Genomic DNA, 19,054 nt, shown 5'->3' with positions numbered 1-19,054 from the left:
CTTTCGTGTTCGGCGATCACCGGACCGGTGGTCGCAACTGTTCTGTTGACCACCTTGCTCTCTCGGTCTGAGAGAGCCCTGAGATGTACCTGGCACTCCGTAAAGAATTTACGCCCGAAATGTCGATTTTTGGTATCAGTGCTCCGGACCGAGACCCGGTTCACCCGGCAGTACGATTCGTACCAGCGCCCCACCCCGATCCGATTCGTCGATAGCAATGGTGCCACCGTGCTTGACGACGACCTGGCGCACGATGGCGAGCCCCAGACCGGAACCGGGCATCGATCGGGCGGCCGTCGACCGGTAGAAGCGGTCGAAGACGAGCTCTCGATCTTCTTCGGGGATTCCCGGACCGGCGTCGCTGACCGTCAATTCGAGCAGTCCCGGCCCCACCGGCTGCATCGAGACACGGACCTGTTCGCCGGTCGGGCTCCATTTGGCCGCATTGTCGAGCACGTTCAGCACGGCTCGCGAAAGCCCGGCCTGATCGCCGTACACGTACCACGGGGTGGTCTCCGCTTCGAATTCGATTTCGTTGCGGCGACGGCGTGCCCGTTCGAGCGACCGGTCGACGACGTCACTGACGTCGACGCGCTCGTACACGGTTTCGGGTGCATCTTCACGGGCGAGATCGACGAGGTCGCCCACCAGAGTGGACAGCTCCTCGATCTGGGCAACGACGTCTGCACGTAGTTCCACCATGTCCTCGTCCGGAATCCGGGGTGCGCCAGGACGACTCGACGCGATCAACAATTCCATGTTGGTCCGCAGAGAAGTCAGGGGTGTGCGCAGTTCATGGCCGGCGTCGGCGACCAGTCGGCTCTGTCGCTCACGCGACTCCGCGAGTGCCCGGAGCATCGTGTTGAAACTTTCCGTCAGACGGGCCAATTCATCACTTCCGGTGACGGGAATCGGCGTCAGGTCATCGGTGCGCGCTACCCGCTCCGTCGCCGCCGTCAATCGGGCGATCGGCCGTAACCCGGTGCGTCCCACGGTTGTTCCGGCAGCTGCGGCGAGAACGACCCCGCAACCTCCTACCACGAAGAGAACCCACGCAAGCCGGTCGAGCACCGCAACAGTCGGGTCGAGGCGCTGGGCGATCACCAGAGTGCTGCCGTCGTTGGTCCGCTGAGCCAGCACCCGTTGCCCGTCGACGGTTCGCAGTGACGACTGCGCCTCGCCGCGGGCCACCGACTGTTCCGGTTCGCCGATCGGCGCCTGCGAGCCCGGCGGCTGGTAGGTCTCGAGGTCCGAGAAGATCAGGGCCACACTGATGTCGGTGGTGTAGAGGGTCGCCCCCGAGATGTAGCGGGGGTCGAAACGGACGATGTTGCTGTCGATGAGCACCGACGCGCGGGTCCGCAGTTGATGGTCGACGTCGTCGTAGAGCGCACGCGAGACCACGGCGTAGGCGGCGATCGCCATCACGGCGACGGCCACCGCGACCACCGATGCGGCGAGCAGGGTCACTCGCCAGCGCAGCGACACCGAGCGGGTCAACGGCATCGGCGGACGCATCTCGACCTGGGCGGGCGTCGTCCGCTTCGGCTCGGCGCTGCGACCGAACGGCGCAGTGATCACGGAGGGGTCTCCCGTAGGACGTATCCGACTCCTCGGACGGTGTGGATCAACCGGGGCTCTCCGTCTGCCTCCGTTTTACGACGCAGGTAGCCGACGTACACCTCGAGAGCATTACCCGAGGTGGGAAAGTCGTAACCCCATACTTCCTCGAGGATTCGGCCGCGGGTGAGCACGCGGCGTGGGTTCGCCATCAGCATTTCCAGTAGCGAGAACTCGGTACGGGTGAGGCTGATGGAGCGGGTTCCCCGGGTGACCTCACGGGTGACGGGGTCGAGGGCAAGATCCTCGAACACCATGGCCTCGGAATCGGCGTCGGGGTCGGGGGTGGCCCGGCGCAGGAGTGCGCGCAGGCGGGCGAGCAGTTCCTCGAGAGCGAACGGTTTGGGCAGGTAGTCGTCGGCTCCGGCGTCGAGGCCGGAGACTCGTTCGCTGACGGAGTCGCGAGCGGTGAGCACCAGGATGGGCAGGTCGTCGCCGGCGCTGCGTAGCCGCCGGCAGACCTCGAGGCCGTCCAAGCGCGGCATCATCACGTCGAGCACCACCGCGTCGGGGCGGTTGGCGAGGATCTTCTCGAGTGCGTCGAGTCCGTCTACGGCCAGTTCCACCGTATAGCCGTTGAAGCTGAGCGAGCGCCGTAGCGACTCGCGTACCGCCCGGTCGTCGTCGACCACCAAAATCCGCATACCGACAGTTTGGACTGACGTGCTGAGATATGGCTGAGAGGGTCCTGTTAACGGTGTCCGGCGTGTCGCAACCGGCCTGCACGGCTCGCTCAGTCGACGCGTCGCGGACCGGGCAGGCTCCAGTGCCGCCACAGCGCGAGCAAGCGGAAGACGGCAGCGAACACGGTTCCGCAGACCAGTGCGGCGTCGACGGACAGTCCGAGTTTCGACACCGTGACGACCAGCGCGGCACCGAGCAGGGCCGGCACCGCGTACAGGTCTTTGTGGAGTAGCAACGGAACCTCGTTGACGAGGATGTCGCGGATGACGCCACCGCCGATGGCAGCGGTGGCGCCGATGAGCGTCGCGGCGAGGACGCTGGCGTCGTGTTCGAGCGCGATGACGGTTCCGGTGCTGGCGAACAATCCCATGCCCAGAGCGTCGAGCGCCAGGATTTCACGTCGCAACCGGTTGAGCGGTTCGTGCAGGTAGAAGACCAGCAGCGACGTGACTGCCGCGGTTCCGAAGTACGGCCAACTACTGAGCGAGCTGGGTGGGTGGACGCCGAGTAGGACGTCGCGGACGATGCCGCCGCCGATGCCGGTGAACACACCCACCGAGCAGACTCCGAAGATGTCGAGTCGCTTGGTGACGCCCACCAGGGCACCGGAGGCCGCGAACGCCACGATGCCCACCAATTCGAGGATCCTCAGCAGCACCGGCCAAGGATCGCACGGTCAGATTCGACTCGGATCGACCACCCCGAGGCGTACTGCCTTGACGAGTCGTCTCGGTACCCGATGGATGCGGCCGGCCACGGTGACGTCGACGAGATCCGGTGCGCTCGCCTTCCATTGCGCACGGCGACTGCGGGTATTCGAGCGTGACATCTTCCGCTTGGGAACGGCCATCAGTTCACCTTCCGCTTTCCGTAGCGGCGCTCGAATTTCTCGACGCGGCCGGCGGTGTCCATGACGCGTTGGGCGCCGGTCCAGAAGGGGTGCGAGTCGCTGGTGACGTCGACGACGAGCAGCGGGTAGGTGTTTCCGTCTTCCCAGTCGACGGTGCGATCGCTGGTGACCGTCGAGCGGGTGAGGAAGCTTTTTCCGGTGCCGGCGTCCTGGAACACCACCGGGTGGTAGTCGGGGTGCATCTGATTTTTCATTCGTTTCCCTCTCGGCTCGTCTCGGTTTCTGCGTAGGGTGTTTCGCGGCTCTCGCAGGGGTCTTCGTGGAACTGCCCGAAGGGGTCGTCCCAGTTCGCCCAGGTGTTCTCGTCGGCCAGTTCCTCGTCGGTGACGAGGGCGTGTTGCAGGGTGCGGTCGATCTCGAGTGGGTTCGCGTCACAGACGAGCACCACCAGCGAGGTGTCCCGGTCGCCGAAGCGTTCGTCCCATTTCAGCGCTGCGAGCGCTCGACGCTCGGCGGGGACGCGCTCGAGTTCGTCGGCGGTCATCGCGGCCAGCCAGGTGTCGGCGCTCGCGACCCGCAGGCCGCCGCCCGCGGATTCGAGCCAGAGCGCCTCGCCGGGTTGCGTCGCCACCCATATGCGGCCGCGGGAGCACACGACGCCGTCGAGAAGGACGTCGATCGCCTCGTGCAGCCGGCCGGGGTGAAACGGCCGGTTGGCGGTGAATTCTACGATCGTCACCCCGTTGACCTCGTCGAGCGGCGGTTGGCGACGCAGGAGCGGGGAATGGGCGTCGGCGAGTTCACCGCGTCGGGCGTCGGCGGGGACGGAGAGGAGTAACTGCTCGACGTCGGCACCGAATTCAGCGATCGGGGCACGTGGCGCCAATCGCGCGAGGACGGCGTTCAGTCTCGATCGCTGCCACTGGTCGAGTTCGGCGTCGCCGTCGAGTACGAGTGCGTCGGCGAATTCGACCTGACCCACTGCTACCTGTGCGACGGTGCGGTCGTCGTCGAGGGCGTCGTCGCCGGTGGCGTCGGCGAGCCATGACGGCGCGTCGATGCAGGTGAGTACGGCGTCGACGCGGACATCGCGTTCGGCCGGTCCGTCGAGTTGGCCGACCACCCCGGCGACGACGACGTGTTCGATCGCCCAGCAGAGCGCTTCGGGTTCGAGTTGCGGGTCGAGGAGCAGGGCGATGCGCTGGACGGAGCTACGCGAGTGCAGTCGGCGGAGCAGTGGCAGCAAGTCTTCGCGGAGTGTGCAGGAGACGCAGCCGTGTGCGAGTTCGAGGATGGTTTCCCGTTCGGACACCGTGCCGCGCGCGGTGACGGCCGTGACGGTGCGACGTACGACGCCTTCGTGAACGTGGCTCAGATCATGGTGCACCAGCACTGTTCCGGGACGCAGCAGCGTTCGGGCGGTGTGCGTCGTGGATTCGCTCGTACCTGCGACCAGCACCAGCGGAGTCCGGCCGTCGAGGATGGTGTTCACGGCGATCCTTTCTGGAAACGATTGTCATTACTGTCTACAAAGGCTACATTGAACTTCTCGCGTTGTCGAAAATGATTGTCATCTGCAAACTTGAAAGGAACCAACCATGTCGGCTCACTGCCAGGTGACCGGACGTGTGCCGGGGTTCGGGAAAACCGTCTCCCACTCCCACAAACGTTCGAACCGCCGCTGGAACCCGAACATCCAGCGCAAGACCTACCTGCTGCCCAGCGAGGGACGGCGTATCACGCTCACCCTCTCCGCCAAGGGAATCAAGACGATCGACCGCGACGGCATCGAATCCGTCGTCGCCAAGATCCGCGCGCGCGGCGAGAGGGTCTGAGCCCATGGCACGTAACGAGATCCGCCCCATCGTGAAACTGAAGTCGACGGCAGGCACCGGCTACACGTACGTGACCCGCAAGAACCGCCGCAACGACCCCGACCGACTCGTCTTGAAGAAGTACGACCCCGTGACGCGCAGGCACGTCGATTTCCGAGAAGAGAAGTAGGCATGGCCAAGAAGTCCAAGATCGCCAAGAACGATCAGCGCCGCGTGATCGTCGAACGCCACGCCGAGCAACGATCAGCCCTGAAAGAGGCAATTCGTTCCCCGAAAAGCACACCGGAGGAACGTGCCGCAGCCCAGTCGACCCTGCAACGTCTACCCCGCGACGCCAGTCCGGTACGATTACGCAATCGAGACGCTGCGGATGGACGTCCGCGCGGTCACCTACGGAAATTCGGGTTGTCCCGGATTCGCGTGCGAGAAATGGCGCACCGTGGGGAACTGCCTGGCGTACACAAGTCGAGCTGGTAAGGAAGTCGGATGGCAGTCAAGCGTTCACCGTCGAAGAAGCCGCGCCCCGTCGAGGGACGTAAGCCCAAGAAGAACCCGTTGTTCGCAGCGAAGATCACGCATGTCGATTACAAGGACATCAACTTGCTTCGCACGTTCATCTCGGACCGCGGCAAGATCCGCAGCCGTCGCGTCACGGGCCTGACCCCGCAGCAGCAGCGCCAGGTTGCCGTCGCTGTGAAGAACGCCCGCGAAATGGCGTTGCTCCCCTTCACGAGCCGGTAGTAGATCTTCCCGAAAAGGGCCGTGCAGTCATTCGACTGCACGGCCCTTTTCGTGGTCTCCAGGCGCCGGACATCTTCGCCCACGCGAGCCGCTACCGCCGTGGCACAGTTCCGGCGTCAGAGACCGTATTTACGACGACTTGCGCGGTAATCCCGGCGGCAGCGCAGGTCACCGCACTACTCTCGGGCGCAGGGTTACGGTGGATCCATGCGCGTAACCACCCTCGTCGTTCTGGCCGTCCTGGTGTTGGTCGGATGTAGCGCCGGGGCACAGACGACGCGACCGGCGAGCCCCGCCCGTCCGGTCGCCGCTTCGCATCCGGATGTGGCGGATTTCGCTCGCGGCACTCCGGTTCCCGACGAAGTCGACGACAGCCGTATCGGCACCGAGTTCGTGGATCGCCCGGATATCGTGTCACCGATCGTCACGATGGTCGAGTCGTGGTCGGAGGTCGACGCGACGACGCTGGCGGTACATTTCGTCACCGGCACTCCGCAGTGTTACGGGGCATACGTCACTGTCGAGGAAACCGATGCGACCGTGATCGTCTCGCTGCGGACCGGTTCGCTCCCGGAAGCCGCCGACAAGATGTGTGTGACGGTCGCGGTCCTCGGAAGCTTGGACGTTCCGCTGAGTCGACCCCTCGGCGAGCGGCACGTCGTCAACGGATAGACGCCGAAACGGCAGAACCGCACCGGGTCGACACGCCGTTCTGTCAGGTGTGGCGTGGGTCTCCCCGGTTCAGACTGGAATCACACAAGCCAGTACAGAACAGCGCTCGACACTAAGGAGCTCGCCCGTGCCCACACTCCAGAAAGACGTAGTCGTCGTCGGAGCCGGACCTTCGGGACTGACGGCCGCGACCGCACTTCGCAAAGCCGGTCTGTCCGTCGCGGTCCTCGAGGCCCGTGATCGCGTCGGCGGGAGAACCTGGACGGACACCATCGACGGCGCCGTCCTCGAGATCGGCGGCCAGTGGGTCTCCCCCGATCAGACGGCATTGATCGGGCTTCTCGACGAGCTCGGCCTCGGCACCTTCGATCGATACCGCGACGGTGAATCCGTCTACATCTCCGCAGCGGGTGAGCGCACCCGGTACACCGGCGACTCGTTCCCCACCAACGAGACCACCACCAAGGAGATGGATCGTCTCATCGAGGTGATGGACGATCTTGCCGCCCGGATCGGGGCCGAGGAGCCCTGGGCGCATCCTCTCGCGCGCGAACTCGACACCGTCTCGTTCGAACAGTGGCTGATCGACCAGTCCGACGACGCCGAAGCCCGCGACAACATCGGCCTGTTCATCGCCGGCGGCATGCTCACCAAACCGGCACATGCGTTCTCCGCGCTGCAGGCGGTGCTGATGGCGGCGTCGGCGGGATCGTTCTCGAACCTGGTCGACGAGGACTTCATTCTCGACAAGCGCGTCATCGGCGGAATGCAGCAGGTCTCCATCCGTCTGGCCGAGTCCCTCGGTGACGACGTGTTCCTGAACGCCCCGGTCAGAACGGTGAAGTGGGACGAGAACGGTGTGGCTGTCTTCGCCGACGGCGACATCGAGGTACAGGCGCGGCGCGTGATCTTGGCGGTGCCGCCGAATCTCTACACCCGGATTTCCTACGATCCGCCGCTGCCGCGCCGTCAGCACCAGATGCATCAGCATCAGTCGCTCGGTCTGGTCATCAAAGTACATGCGGTGTACGAGACCCCGTTCTGGCGTGCGGACGGCCTGTCCGGCACCGGATTCGGCGCATCCGAGATCGTTCAGGAGGTGTACGACAACACCAATCACGAGGACGATCGCGGCACCCTCGTCGGATTCGTCTCCGACGAGAAAGCCGACGCGATGTTCACCCTCGGTGCCGAAGAACGCAAGGCGAAGATCCTCGCGTCGCTGGCGCATTACCTCGGACCCAAGGCGAACGACGCTGTTGTCTACTACGAGTCCGACTGGGGTTCGGAAGAATGGACCCGCGGTGCGTACGCGGCGAGTTTCGATCTGGGCGGGCTGCATCGCTACGGCGCCGACACCCGCACTCCCGTGGGCCCGATCCACTTCTCGTGCTCGGACATCGCCGCCGAGGGCTACCAGCACGTGGACGGTGCGGTCCGGATGGGTCAGCGCACCGCTGCCGACATCATCGCTCTCGACACGAACTGATCGACGTGTGTCCTCGCCCGGCAGTCACGACTGTCGGGCGATGATCGCCAGTAACAATTCCGCTCGCACTCGGGCAAGGTCCAATCGGCAATCGATCAGGTTCTCCACCTTCGCCATTCGGCTGCGCAGGGTGTGGCGATGGACCCCCATCGTCGCTGCCGCGCCTTCCCAGTGACCGTTCGCCTCGAGAAATGCCCGCAACGAGGCCAGTAGCTCCGTACCGTTGGCCTGGTCGTAGTCGTCGATCGGTGTGATCATCGTGTCGGCGAGCGTCTCGAGTACGGCCCGAGTGGAGCTGAACGCGAGCAGCACACTTCCGGTCAATGACGCGAATTCCAAGGGTGTACCGCCAATTTCGGCAGCCGAAGCGCACAGCTGCGACTGTTCGACTGCCGCCACCAGCGCCGCCACCACCCGTCGGCCGCTCAGACCCACCCGCAGGTGACGGCGGTCGGCGACAGAGACCGATTCCATCAGCAGGCCGACGAATCCGATGTCGTCGCTGCCGCGCAAAAGCACCGTCACCCGTGCATCGTTGACCGTCGAGAACAGCTGCCGCCCGGCTTTGTTCATGGATTCCGCGATGTCCGCCGCTACCCGGCTCGCCACGTCGGACGAGTCGGCGAGAACGGTGAGGCCACGAATCATCGCCTCCGAGTCCGCCGCCTGGCGAATCTGCTGCCACGCCGGACCGAGATCCCGATCTTCGGTGAGCAACAGCCCGAGGGCATGGGAATTGAGCTGGTCCTGGGTGCTGCGAAGCCGAGCCGGTTTCTCGAAGTCCAACGCCAGCAACGAGTTCGCGTGGCCGAGAAGAATCTGGTCGAGGTAACTCAGCGGCGACGAACTGATCACCACCAGATATCCGTACGGAGTACGTCCCGCGCTGATCTGCTGTACCGCGATGGACGAACCGGACCGCGCCAGGGTGACACTGCTCGCGGCACCGCCTGCCAAGGGCCTACGCACGTCCTCGATCACCTCCGCAGCGGGCAGTTTCGGATAGCTTTCGAGCACCCGTCCGCCCACGTCGAGCAGCAGCACCGTCGAGGACGTCGCGACCGCGAGTTCGCGCACCGTGGCCGGCGCGCCACCGGCGATGACGGCTCTCGTCATGCGTGGTTGTGCGCGGGACGCTCGCAGCAACGCCTCGTATTCCTGTTCGGCCAGCGTACTCATCACCCGTTTGACGACGGCGGCGAACGGGGTTGGCAACGGCACCTCGACGAGGGGCAGCCCTATCTCGTCGGCGACGGACACCAGATCCGGCGGCACTTCGGGGTACGAGAGCCCGGTGCCGAAACCCACGGCAGCCACCCCTGCCGCGTCGAGCATCCGCAGGTATCGGCCGCGCTCGTCGGGTGTTTCCGGTAAGCGGATGCCGGTGGTGAGGATGAATTCACCGCCGGTGAGCCAGCGGAACGGGTCGAGCAACTCGGTGGCGTGCGCGAAGGTGATCTCGCGATCAACACCCTGGCCACCGCCTTTGAGCTCGAGCGCCAAGTCCGACTGGGTAAGCATCCATCGCACGGCGAGCGTCATGAGCTGGACTGTACAACCCGTCGAATCTGCATTCTTATTTTTCGACCTTCTGGTGGCTGCCTAAACCAGTGAGGCAGCGCACACTTGCACGATCACGCACCTCAACGACCTCGAGAGGAACCGGTACCGATGTCGATCGTCGTACTCGAGAACTACATCAACGGGGAATTCGTCGCCTCGACCGCCACGGAGACACTGGATCTGATCAGTCCGGTGGACGAGACGGTGGTCGGCCGGGCGCCGATTTCCACCAAGGAGGACGTGGACGCTGCCGTCGAGGCTGCCGAACGCGCGTTCGCGACGTGGGGCAAGACGACACCGAGTGTGCGGCAGGCCGCACTCTTGAAGTTGGCCGATGCCATCGAGGCGCACAGCGACGAGATCATTGCAGCCGAGAGTGCCAACACCGGTCAGTCGCATCAGATGATCGCCGACGAGGAGGTCAAGGTAGGGGCCGATCAGATTCGGTTCTTCGCCGGGGCCGCCCGGCTGCTCGAAGGCAAAGCCGCGGGCGAGTACATGGAAGGATTCACCTCGTACGTGCGTCGTGAACCCATCGGGGTGGTCGGCCAGGTGACTCCGTGGAACTACCCGTTCATGATGGCGCTGTGGAAGATCGGTCCGGCCCTGGCAGCAGGCAACACGATCGTCCTCAAACCGAGCGACACCACACCCGGTAGCACCCTGGTCCTGGCGAAGCTTTCGAAGGGGATCTTGCCGGACGGCGTCTTCAACGTCGTTCTCGGTAACGGCGGAACGGGCGCGACGTTGGTGGAGAATCCCGCGCTCGGGCTCGTGTCCATCACCGGTTCGGTGCGCGCGGGTATCGCCGTCGCGGTGTCCGCAGCCAAGCAGCTCAAGCGGGCGCACCTCGAACTGGGTGGCAAGGCACCGGCGGTCGTGTTCGCCGACGCCGACATCGAGAAGACCGCCACCGGCATCGCCGAAGCCGCGTTCTTCAACGGCGGTCAGGACTGCACGGCGGCCACTCGGGTCATCGTGCACGAGTCCATCCACGATCAGCTCGTCGAAGCCCTCGTTCGCAACGCCGAGGGTCTTCGCCCCGGCGGGCCGGAAGATCCGGACGCCTTCTACGGGCCCCTCAACAACGTCAACCACTTCAACACGGTGATCGAGAAAATCGCGAGTCTGCCCGCGTCCGCCAAGATAGTCACCGGCGGAAAGCGTTCGGGCGATACCGGATTCTTCTTCGAGCCCACGATCATCACCGGAGTCGGACAATCCGACAACATCGTGCAGGAAGAGACGTTCGGCCCTATCCTCACAGTTCAGAGCTTCTCCGACGAGAAGGAGGCGATCGCACTCGCCAACGACGTTCGCTTCGGTCTGGCCTCGAGTGTGTGGACCAAGGATCACGGTGTCACACAGCGCTTGTCGGCGGCCCTCGACTTCGGTGCGGTGTGGATCAACTGCCATATCCCGCTCGTCGCCGAAATGCCGCACGGCGGATTCAAGCAGTCCGGTTACGGCAAGGATCTCTCCGCCTACGGGGTCGAGGACTACACCCGCCTCAAGCACGTGATGAGTTCGCACGACTAAACCGCTGTGCGCCTTTGTCGACCCCCCGCGGTCAACAAAGGCGCACAGCAGATACTTCTTCGATCCGGAAACGAGTCCCCATGCGCATTGTCGTCGGATATCTTGCAACGCCCAGCGGTAAGGATGGTCTGGTTCTGGGCGCCCAGCTGGCGCGCAGTCTGGGCGCGCAACTCGACATCTGCCTCGTCCTGCCTCCGGATCGGACATTACCGGTGGAGGTACCCACCGAGACCGGGTACGACGACATTCTCGCAGCGCGCGGCCACGACTGGCTCGTGGAAGCGAAGGAGTCGGTGCCAGGCGATGTGAAGGTCGAGGTACATCTGAGTTTCCACGAGTCGTTCGCGCAGGGTCTACTCGACGAGGTGGACCGACTCCGAGCCCAGGCGATCGTGGTGGGCGCAGCAGGCGACGGTCTACTCGGACGCCATTCCGTGGGAACGGTATCCACGGAATTGCTCCATTCGGCGCATGTTCCGCTCGCCCTTGCCCCGCGCGGAACCCGAAATTCGTCGGCGACGCATATCCGGGAGGTGACGTGCGCGTTGGGAACCCGGGCCGGCGCGGACGTGCTGCTACGTACGGCAGTGACGGCGGGCGAGCTGATGGATGTTCCCTTGCGGTTGGTCTCACTGGTGGCCCTCGATCCGCAGAACGATCTGCGCAGTGAGCGCGACACCGCGGAATCCGCCCGTGAGCGGGCTAGAGATCACGCCAAGAGGACTCTCGAGGTCGCCCGCGCTGCACTGCCCGAGGACTTTCCCATCGAGATCGTCATCGCCGACGGCTCGTCCGTGGAATCGGCAGTGCGGACACTGGATTGGCAGGACGGCGATCTGGTGATGGTCGGCTCGAGCCGTCTGGCGCAACCGCGGCGGCTCTTCCTCGGTTCAACGGCGGCAAAGATGCTGCGCGTGTTACCCGTTCCCATGGTGGTCGTGCCCAAGCGCGATTTCACCCAGCCCGAATCCAGCACGCCAGGCCAGTCGGAGGCTCTCTCATGACGAACAGCGACACCGTGCAGCCGACGCCCAGCGACGGCGGCCTGAGTTCCAAGGGTCTGGCAACCGGCAAGATCGGCATGATCTCCGGCGCGGTTCTCGGAATCTCTTCGGTGGCACCGGGTTACACGTTGACGGCGAGTATCGGCTTGATCGTCGCGGCGGTGGGACTGAAGATGCCCGCCATCTTCATCGCCGGGTTCATTCCGATGTTCCTCACCGCGTACGCCTACCGCGAGCTCAATTCGGACACCCCGGACTGTGGAGCATCGTTCACCTGGTCCACCAAGGCCTTCGGTCCGTACGTCGGTTGGATGTGCGGGTGGGGCATGGTGATCGCGACCATCATCGTGCTCTCGAATCTGGCCGCGATCGCCATCGACTTCTTCTATCTGTTCGTCGCGAAACTCTTCGACCATCCGTCCATCGCGGATCTGCCGGGAAACAAACTGGTCAACGTCGGTACCACGTTGGTGTTCATCGCCTTGGCGACGTGGATAGCCAGCCGGGGTATCACCACCAGCGAGCGGGTGCAGTTCGCTCTGGTCGGCTTCCAGATGGTACTGCTGGTCGTGTTCGCCGTCGTCGCTCTCGTGCATGTCGGTGCCGGTGACGCTCCGGCCGGGCTGTCGTTCGACCTCGACTGGTTCAATCCGTTCACCGGGCTCGCGATGGGGGCGTTCGTCATCGGTTTGACGGGATCGATCTTCGCCTTCTGGGGGTGGGACACCTGTCTGACGTTGGGCGAGGAGTCGAAGAACCCCAAGAAGACTCCTGGTCGGGCCGGACTGCTCTGTGTTGCAACGATTCTGCTCACCTACCTGCTGGTCGCTGTGGCCGCCATGATGTATGCCGGTGTCGGTGACGGCGGCCTCGGCCTGGGTAACCCGGACAATTCCGAGAACGTCTTCGGATCACTGGCCGATCCGGTTCTGGGTACCTGGGGCGGAATGCTGCTCTTCCTCGCGGTGTTCGTGTCCTCGGTTGCGAGCTTGCAGACCACATTCTTGCCTGCCGCCCGCACCATGCTCGCCATGGGCTCGTACGGGGCGTTCCCCAAGAAGCTCGCCGAGGTGTCCCCCCGCTTCCTGGTTCCCACCTATGCCACTCTCGTCGCGGGCGCTGTGACGGCGGTTTTCTACACCGTCGTCACCTTCCTCTCCGAGAGCGCACTGCTCGATACCATTGCCGCGCTGGGTATCATGATCTGCTGGTATTACGGCATCACGGCCTTTGCGTGTGTCTGGTACTTCCGCGCCACGGTGTTCGAGAGCTTGCGTAACTTCGTCTTCCGCCTCGCGTTCCCCCTTGTCGGTGGTCTCATGCTGCTGGCCGTATTCGTCATCTCCGTCCAGGAGAGCATGGACCCGGACAATGCGAGCGGTGCGTCTATCGGCGGTATCGGGTTGGTGTTCTTCCTCGGCTTCGGGATCCTGATCCTGGGCGCCGTACTGATGATGGTGATGCGGGTACGCAGTCCGGAGTTCTTCGCGGGCAAGACTCTCAACCGCAACACCGCTGCGCTACGCGACGAAAGCGATCTCAGCGTGCGCTAGCGGAGTTCGCCACCAGTCCGGCGATCAGCACGCGAAGTCCGAATTCGAAGGCGGCGTCGGCACGTTCGGGATTTTTCCCCGACGTCGCCAGCGCCGCCTTCATCGCGTCGTTCACCTCCGGCCCCGATGCCCACACGACGTCGGGTGCCGCCAGGTCCAGCGCGGAGCCGAGCACGAAACTGTCCACGGTGGTGATCGCGTGCAATGTGTCGGCGGGCCCGAAGCCGCCGTCCGAGAATGCCTGCGCGAGTGCGTTGTACAGCCCGAAAGCCACTCCGACCTGGACGGTGTGCGCGGTGAACAGTGGGATCAGCCTCGGATGCGCGGCGTAGTTGCGGCGGTACTCGGCGGCCAACGCCGCGACGGTGTCACTCCACGTCCCGGCAGTCGAGGTGACGTCGATGCCTGCCATCAACCGGCCTCGCATCAATTCGACGATCTCGGCTCGTCCGGAGACGTGGTTGTACAGCGACGACGGGCGCACCTTCAGCCGCGCAGCCAGCCCCGGCATGGTGAAGTCGCCGGTCTCGTCCACGGATTCGACGGCAGCCTCGGTGATGATCTCGGGCGAGAGCAGTCGTTGCGGTGGGCGCGGCATGGTGGTTCTCCTGTTCGGAACTGCGGTACCGATCGGCCCCGAAAAAACAATTCCCGAGGAGATCTTGATCAATCGGCGCTCACCCACCATACTTAACGAATCACATTCGTTTTATGTCGCCACACCGACCTGCGAGGACTCACCATGCAGACGATCACCGCGCTCACCCCGCCACACTCCCTGGCTGCGACGGCCCCGTCGCGATCCGCTCCGCTGCGAGTCGGTCTCGTCCAGCATCGGTGGCACGACGACGAGCAGGACCTGCAGGCCGAACTGTCGGAGGGCATCACCGCCGCCGCGCGGTCCGGTGCGGCCGTCGTCTTCCTGCCCGAACTCACCCTCAGCCGCTACCCGGCCTCGACACCCGGCGGCGACAACCCCGGTCGCGACGCCGAGGATCTGCTCACCGGCCCCACGCTCGCATTCGCCGCCCGCGCCGCCGGCGAGAACCAGGTACTCGTCCACGCCTCCCTCTACGAGCGCAGCGAGGCCGACGACGGTCTGGGCTTCAACACCGCGATCCTGGTGTCCCCCACCGGCGAACTCCTCGCTCGCACTCGCAAGCTGCACATCCCCGTGACGGCCGGATACTACGAGGACACCTACTTCCGCGGCGGCCCCGCCGACGACGCTTACCCGGTCCACGATGCGCTGGGAGCGAAGATCGGACTGCCGACGTGCTGGGACGAATGGTTCCCCGAGGTCGCACGCGCCTACTCCCTGGCAGGCGCACAAATCCTGGTGTACCCCACCGCAATCGGCTCCGAACCCGATCACCCCGATTTCGACACCCAGCCGCTGTGGCAGCAGGTGATCGTCGGTAACGGCATCGCGAACGGCACGTTCATGGTGGCCCCCAACCGGCACGGTAGCGAGGGATTGATCACCTTCTACGGCTCCTCGTTCATCTCCGACCCCTACGGGCGCATCCTCGTCCAGGCTCCACGCGACGAATCCGCGGTCCTGATAGCCGATCTCGATCTGCAGCAGCGCGAGGACTGGCTCGCCCTGTTCCCGTTCCTGACCACCCGCCGTCCCGACACCTACGCCGCTCTCACCGCACCGGTGAACCCGGCCGCACCGTTCGGAGCGGGCAGATGACCTGGCGCATGCCCGCGGAAGGCGAACCGCACCAACGCACCTGGATGGCGTATCCCAGCGCCGGTTACTCACTCGGCGACACCGCCGAGCAGCATCACGAAGCCCGATCGACGTGGGCTGCCGTTGCGCACGCGATCGCGCAGTTCGAGCCGGTGACCGTCGTCGTGGACCCCGACGAGATCGACGAAGCCCGAAAGTACCTGTCCGACAATATCGAGACCGTGATCGCCCCACTGAACGACGCGTGGATGCGTGATATCGGCCCCACCTTCGTGGTGTCCGACGACGGTCGTCTCGGCGCCGTCGACTGGGTGTTCAACGGCTGGGGTGCCCAGGACTGGGCCCGGTGGGACAAGGACTCGAAGATCGGCCGATTCGTCGCCGAGAAGTCCGGAGCCGAGCGGATCGATTCACCGATTGTCAACGAGGGCGGCGGAATACAGGTCGACGGGCTGGGCACCGTACTGGTCACCGAAACCGTCCAGCTCGATCCGGGCCGCAATCCGGATCTGACGAAAGCCGACATCGAGGCCGAGTTCGCCCGCACCATCGGCGCGACTCATGTCGTGTGGCTGCCTCGAGGCCTGACGCGGGATCAGGAAACATACGGCACTCGCGGCCACGTCGACATCGTGGCGGCCATCTCTTCTCCCGGTGTGGTTCTCGTCCACGATCAGCGTGATCCGACGCACCCCGATCACGCGGTCAGCGAGACGATTGTCGAACTGTTCGAACGTTCCACCGATGCCGCCGGTCGTCCGTGGACGATCATCCGCGTCCCGGCGCCGCAGATCCTGCGCGACGACGAAGGTTGGGTGGACTACAGCTACATCAACCATCTCGTCGTCAACGGCGGTGTGATCGCCTGCAGTTTCGACGATCCCGCCGACGAGGACGCCGCCGAAATTCTCGCCGCCGCCTATCCGGGTCGGCGCGTGGCCACCGTGGACGCGCGCCCGCTCTTCGCTCGTGGCGGCGGCATCCACTGCATTACCCAACATCAACCGGCGCGGCAGCACTGAGCTTTCACCGGTTCAGCATGGCGGCCACCGTACGGGCGGTGGCCGCCATGCCTTCTGCATTCGGATGACACGGCGGTCGGCGCAGTACGTCCGTCAGTCGCTTGTTCATGCCGGTCACCCACGGCTGAGGCGATCCGAGCCCGTGGGCACGACCTACTTCGCTCATCGCCACCAGATCGGTACCGGCCGATGCCGCAGCCGAGGAAAACCCCGCACTGATCGCATCCCCGAAGTCCTTGATCGCCGCGATCTCGGACGCGGTGAGCGGCACCTCGTCCGAGTGCCGGGTGTCCGGGCCGACGATCGTCAGATAGTCGACCAACACCACGCGGGCGCCGGGCGCGAGTTCCCGCGCGCGAGAAACCACCCGCACCAGCGACTCGGCCACTCGAATCCCGACAGCAGGTGTCGGGCCACCCGTCAGGTCGCCCGACACCGCACCTGCCACCACCCGGGTCAACGGATTCTTCCGAAGCCGCCCCGCAACCATGAGTCTGATCAGCGTGGCGAGATACTGCACGTCGTTTCCGCCGACAGTGACGGTGATCAGATCGACGTCTGAAGGGAAATCCGAAAGCTGAGGCGGCAGCGTCGTTGTCCGGGCACGCTGCGCAGTGTCGAGCACATTGTCGGTAGTGGCGCCCGAAGCCGTGCGGTCGGTCAGTCTCGCCCCCGACAACTCCGCGAGAATGCTCGGGTAGTTCCGGGTGGAGCGTCCCGCCGGCGCATGCGAAAGCGGTTCGATGCCCGGACCCGCAGCGAACGAACTACCCAGGGCGAGAAGATGACCGTACGACGTCATGGATCGCCATGCTACGCAAGCCGTCGACGACCGAGGGCTATCGGCGGCCGCGCATGTAGTCACTCACCACTGCTGCGCCGAGACCGTCGACGTCGGGAGCGATGACGCGACCGCCGACCCGGTGCGCCAATCGATCCACCACGCGAGCCAACCCGGGGTCCTCGCCGAGCCGAAAGAAGGTCACCTTGGCACCCAGCCTGGCCACGGCATCGAGCGCGCGAACCGTCATTGCGAGCGTGCGGGCACTCGGCGGATAATCGAACCTCGCCTCACCGTCGGCTTCCAGATGCGCAGTCGGTTCACCGTCGGTCACGATCAACACCACCGGCTGCGCATTGGGGTGGCGTCGAAGATGCCTGGCCGCCAACAGCAGCCCGTGGTGCAGATTCGTTCCCTGATCCCACGCCCCGTCGAGCCCGGCCAGTTCCGCCGGGCTCAGCACGTGCGCGTGCCGTCCGAAGGCGATGAGTTGCAGTTCGTCGCTACGGAACCTGGTGCTGACCAGATGATTCAAGGCAAGGGCTGTGCGCTTCATCGGCACCCAGCGATCCTCCATCACCATGGAGAACGACGTATCCACCAGCAACGCCACCGCGGCCTGGCTGCGTTGTTCGGTCTCCGTCACCTCCACGTCGACGACGCTGAGCCGCACCGGCACTTGTCCCGGATCGCGAAGCACCGCGTTGGTGATGGTCCTGGTGACGTCCCACGGTTCGGTGTCGCCGAACTGCCATTCCCGACTTGCTCCGGTCGGCTCACCTGTCGCCCCGGCCCGGCGCGTGTCCCGTTCGCCGGTTCGTGACGAAAGCTGCCCGGCCACGTCCCGAAGCGCAGTCTGACCCAGTTGACGCATCGCCTTCGGCGACAGGCGCCACTGCCCGTCCGCTGCCCGATCGAAGAAACCCTGTTCCTGTAACGCTTTTTCCAGTTCGGCGAGAATACGTGCATCCGCCGCGGCCTCGTCGCCGAGTTGCCGGGCCAGCGCTTCGGGGTCGATGTCGTCGAGCCCCGCTCCGGCATACTGCTGCGAGAGTTGATCGGCCAGCGATTCCAGTTCGGCGATGTCCTGCAAAGCGCCGGTACCTTCACCGAGCCCCATCCCGTTCTCGCCCCGGAACTCCTGCGAGCCTTCCCAGTCCTCGCCAGGCCGGGCGGCCTGCAGGTACTGATCGAGTTTGCCGAGTTCGTTCACGAGGCTGGGATCACCGAACGCCTGCTGCGCCAAGGCGTCCAGCTCCTCCCGTTGCTCCGGGGACAACGAGTTCCGCAGCCGCTGTGCGGCGGCCGCCCGCTGCGCCAGCGAGTCGAGCAACTCGTCGACAGTGCTCGGGTTGTCCGGGAAGTACTGCCCGTGCTCGTTCATGAACTTCTCGAACTGCTCCCGGGTGTCCTCCCCCCGGCTGTGCGCATCCAGCAGTTCGTTCAGATCGGCCAACATCTGCCGAATCTGCTCACGGTCCTCGTCGGTGGCACCCTCGAGGGCCTGCTTCATCCCCGCGAAGCGCTGATCGAGAACTTCACGACCGAGCAGGTCCCGGATCTTCTCGTAGTCCTCGCGCGCCTGATCACTGCGCCAGTTGTAGTCGGCAAGGTCTTGCACGGCCTGCGCTGTCGACGGCGACAGCTCGGCGATCCGCATCTCGTTGAACCGCGCATCGTCGTCGAGTGCGCGTGCCAACGCCTTACGCTCGTCGAGTACCGCCTTGTCCAACAGCTTCCGAACCTCGTCGAGAGTGCCGTCCAAGTTGTTTCGGCTCAGCAATTCCCGTCGACGCCGGTTCGCCTGCGCGGCCAGGTCGTCGAGGCCCCGCATGTCGCGGTTGCCTCGACGAAGTAACTCTCGTAGCGCTTGTCGCGGCGAGGTTCCGGACAGAACGTCGTCGCCGATAGCTGCGAGTGCTTCCCGCAGATCCACGGGTGGCGCCAGCGGGTCCGGCCCGCCGTCGTACGGTCGGTAACGCGGGTTACGTGTCATGAACGT

21 protein-coding genes are annotated in these 19,054 nt (G+C 64.9%); 11 read left to right on the top strand and 10 right to left on the bottom strand.

All coding sequences use genetic code 11. The features are described 5' to 3' along the window. Window positions 1–135 precede the first annotated feature (135 nt). The 6 genes from ABH922_RS03570 to mrf all read right to left on the bottom strand — a co-directional run bounded on the left by ABH922_RS03570 (window position 136) and on the right by mrf (window position 4,646). The gene (locus tag ABH922_RS03570) at window positions 136–1,518 is read right to left on the bottom strand and encodes a HAMP domain-containing sensor histidine kinase (RefSeq protein WP_424809548.1); all 1,383 of its coding nucleotides are present in this window, start codon (window positions 1,516–1,518) and stop codon (window positions 136–138) included. 59 nt (window positions 1,519–1,577) lie between these two features. Next, a complete protein-coding gene (locus ABH922_RS03565; RefSeq protein ID WP_424805620.1) occupies window positions 1,578–2,264 on the bottom strand; it encodes a response regulator transcription factor in 687 nt (228 codons plus the stop codon). An 89-nt stretch (window positions 2,265–2,353) separates the two neighbouring features. Then, window positions 2,354–2,962 carry a trimeric intracellular cation channel family protein gene (locus tag ABH922_RS03560; RefSeq protein ID WP_424805619.1) on the bottom strand — a complete coding sequence of 203 codons (609 nt, stop codon included), beginning with the start codon at window positions 2,960–2,962 and terminating at the stop codon, window positions 2,354–2,356. An 18-nt stretch (window positions 2,963–2,980) separates the two neighbouring features. Continuing rightward, a complete protein-coding gene (gene rpmF / locus ABH922_RS03555) occupies window positions 2,981–3,154 on the bottom strand; it encodes a 50S ribosomal protein L32 (protein WP_424805618.1) in 174 nt (57 codons plus the stop codon). Continuing rightward, the gene (locus ABH922_RS03550; protein ID WP_424805617.1) at window positions 3,154–3,408 is read right to left on the bottom strand and encodes a type B 50S ribosomal protein L31; all 255 of its coding nucleotides are present in this window, start codon (window positions 3,406–3,408) and stop codon (window positions 3,154–3,156) included. The genes rpmF and ABH922_RS03550 overlap by 1 nt, the downstream gene beginning before the upstream one ends. Continuing rightward, window positions 3,405–4,646 (bottom strand): ribosome hibernation factor-recruiting GTPase MRF, encoded by a 1,242-nt coding sequence (gene mrf / locus ABH922_RS03545; protein ID WP_424805616.1) that lies wholly within the window; start codon window positions 4,644–4,646, stop codon window positions 3,405–3,407. The genes ABH922_RS03550 and mrf overlap by 4 nt, the downstream gene beginning before the upstream one ends. 106 nt (window positions 4,647–4,752) lie before the next feature. Between mrf and rpmB the strand changes: the two genes are divergently transcribed. From rpmB to ABH922_RS03515, 6 genes are all read left to right on the top strand, one after another. After that, window positions 4,753–4,989, top strand: a complete 237-nt coding sequence (rpmB, locus tag ABH922_RS03540; protein ID WP_424805615.1) for a 50S ribosomal protein L28 — start codon at window positions 4,753–4,755, stop codon at window positions 4,987–4,989. Between the two features lie 4 nt (window positions 4,990–4,993). Next, window positions 4,994–5,158, top strand: a complete 165-nt coding sequence (gene rpmG / locus ABH922_RS03535) for a 50S ribosomal protein L33 (protein WP_424805614.1) — start codon at window positions 4,994–4,996, stop codon at window positions 5,156–5,158. A gap of 2 nt (window positions 5,159–5,160) precedes the next feature. Further along, window positions 5,161–5,466, top strand: coding sequence for a 30S ribosomal protein S14 (gene rpsN, locus ABH922_RS03530; protein WP_424805613.1), 306 nt, complete (start codon window positions 5,161–5,163; stop codon window positions 5,464–5,466). Window positions 5,467–5,475: 9 nt separating this feature from the next. Next, window positions 5,476–5,730 (top strand): 30S ribosomal protein S18, encoded by a 255-nt coding sequence (rpsR, locus tag ABH922_RS03525; protein ID WP_424805612.1) that lies wholly within the window; start codon window positions 5,476–5,478, stop codon window positions 5,728–5,730. Window positions 5,731–5,937: 207 nt separating this feature from the next. After that, window positions 5,938–6,402, top strand: a complete 465-nt coding sequence (locus tag ABH922_RS03520; protein WP_424805611.1) for a hypothetical protein — start codon at window positions 5,938–5,940, stop codon at window positions 6,400–6,402. A gap of 79 nt (window positions 6,403–6,481) precedes the next feature. Continuing rightward, on the top strand, window positions 6,482–7,891 hold the full coding sequence (locus tag ABH922_RS03515; protein ID WP_424809547.1) for a flavin monoamine oxidase family protein: 1,410 nt from the start codon (window positions 6,482–6,484) through the stop codon (window positions 7,889–7,891). A gap of 24 nt (window positions 7,892–7,915) precedes the next feature. Here the strand turns inward: ABH922_RS03515 and ABH922_RS03510 are convergent, their stop codons facing one another. Continuing rightward, window positions 7,916–9,433, bottom strand: coding sequence for a PucR family transcriptional regulator (locus ABH922_RS03510; RefSeq protein WP_424805610.1), 1,518 nt, complete (start codon window positions 9,431–9,433; stop codon window positions 7,916–7,918). Between the two features lie 129 nt (window positions 9,434–9,562). Here ABH922_RS03510 and ABH922_RS03505 point away from each other — a divergent pair, with 129 nt between their 5' ends. From ABH922_RS03505 to ABH922_RS03495, 3 genes are all read left to right on the top strand, one after another. Next, complete coding sequence (locus tag ABH922_RS03505; protein ID WP_424805609.1) at window positions 9,563–10,993, top strand: gamma-aminobutyraldehyde dehydrogenase; 1,431 nt, start codon at window positions 9,563–9,565, stop codon at window positions 10,991–10,993. Window positions 10,994–11,073: 80 nt separating this feature from the next. Further along, entirely contained in the window at window positions 11,074–11,997 is a 924-nt protein-coding gene (locus tag ABH922_RS03500) for a universal stress protein (protein ID WP_424805608.1), read from the top strand. Then, window positions 11,994–13,550, top strand: coding sequence for an APC family permease (locus ABH922_RS03495; RefSeq protein WP_424805607.1), 1,557 nt, complete (start codon window positions 11,994–11,996; stop codon window positions 13,548–13,550). Before ABH922_RS03500 ends, ABH922_RS03495 begins: the two co-directional genes overlap by 4 nt. Here the strand turns inward: ABH922_RS03495 and ABH922_RS03490 are convergent. Next, window positions 13,537–14,148, bottom strand: a complete 612-nt coding sequence (locus ABH922_RS03490) for a TetR/AcrR family transcriptional regulator C-terminal domain-containing protein (protein ID WP_424805606.1) — start codon at window positions 14,146–14,148, stop codon at window positions 13,537–13,539. The two genes, ABH922_RS03495 and ABH922_RS03490, sit on opposite strands and share 14 nt — an antisense overlap. A gap of 144 nt (window positions 14,149–14,292) precedes the next feature. Here ABH922_RS03490 and ABH922_RS03485 point away from each other — a divergent pair, with 144 nt between their 5' ends. Continuing rightward, on the top strand, window positions 14,293–15,249 hold the full coding sequence (locus ABH922_RS03485) for a nitrilase-related carbon-nitrogen hydrolase (protein WP_424805605.1): 957 nt from the start codon (window positions 14,293–14,295) through the stop codon (window positions 15,247–15,249). After that, window positions 15,246–16,271 carry an agmatine deiminase family protein gene (locus ABH922_RS03480; RefSeq protein WP_424805604.1) on the top strand — a complete coding sequence of 342 codons (1,026 nt, stop codon included), beginning with the start codon at window positions 15,246–15,248 and terminating at the stop codon, window positions 16,269–16,271. Before ABH922_RS03485 ends, ABH922_RS03480 begins: the two co-directional genes overlap by 4 nt. A gap of 4 nt (window positions 16,272–16,275) precedes the next feature. Here the strand turns inward: ABH922_RS03480 and ABH922_RS03475 are convergent, their stop codons facing one another. Both ABH922_RS03475 and ABH922_RS03470 read right to left on the bottom strand, forming a co-directional pair. Continuing rightward, the gene (locus ABH922_RS03475; RefSeq protein ID WP_424805603.1) at window positions 16,276–17,073 is read right to left on the bottom strand and encodes an SGNH/GDSL hydrolase family protein; all 798 of its coding nucleotides are present in this window, start codon (window positions 17,071–17,073) and stop codon (window positions 16,276–16,278) included. 37 nt (window positions 17,074–17,110) lie between these two features. Beyond that, a complete protein-coding gene (locus ABH922_RS03470; protein WP_424805602.1) occupies window positions 17,111–19,048 on the bottom strand; it encodes a VWA domain-containing protein in 1,938 nt (645 codons plus the stop codon). Window positions 19,049–19,054 lie beyond the last annotated feature (6 nt).

It is taken from the genome of Rhodococcus sp. 27YEA15 (genome assembly GCF_049739425.1).
In the GTDB taxonomy this organism is placed as follows: domain Bacteria; phylum Actinomycetota; class Actinomycetes; order Mycobacteriales; family Mycobacteriaceae; genus Rhodococcus_F.
This window is presented reverse-complemented; position numbering and strand designations above follow the sequence as displayed.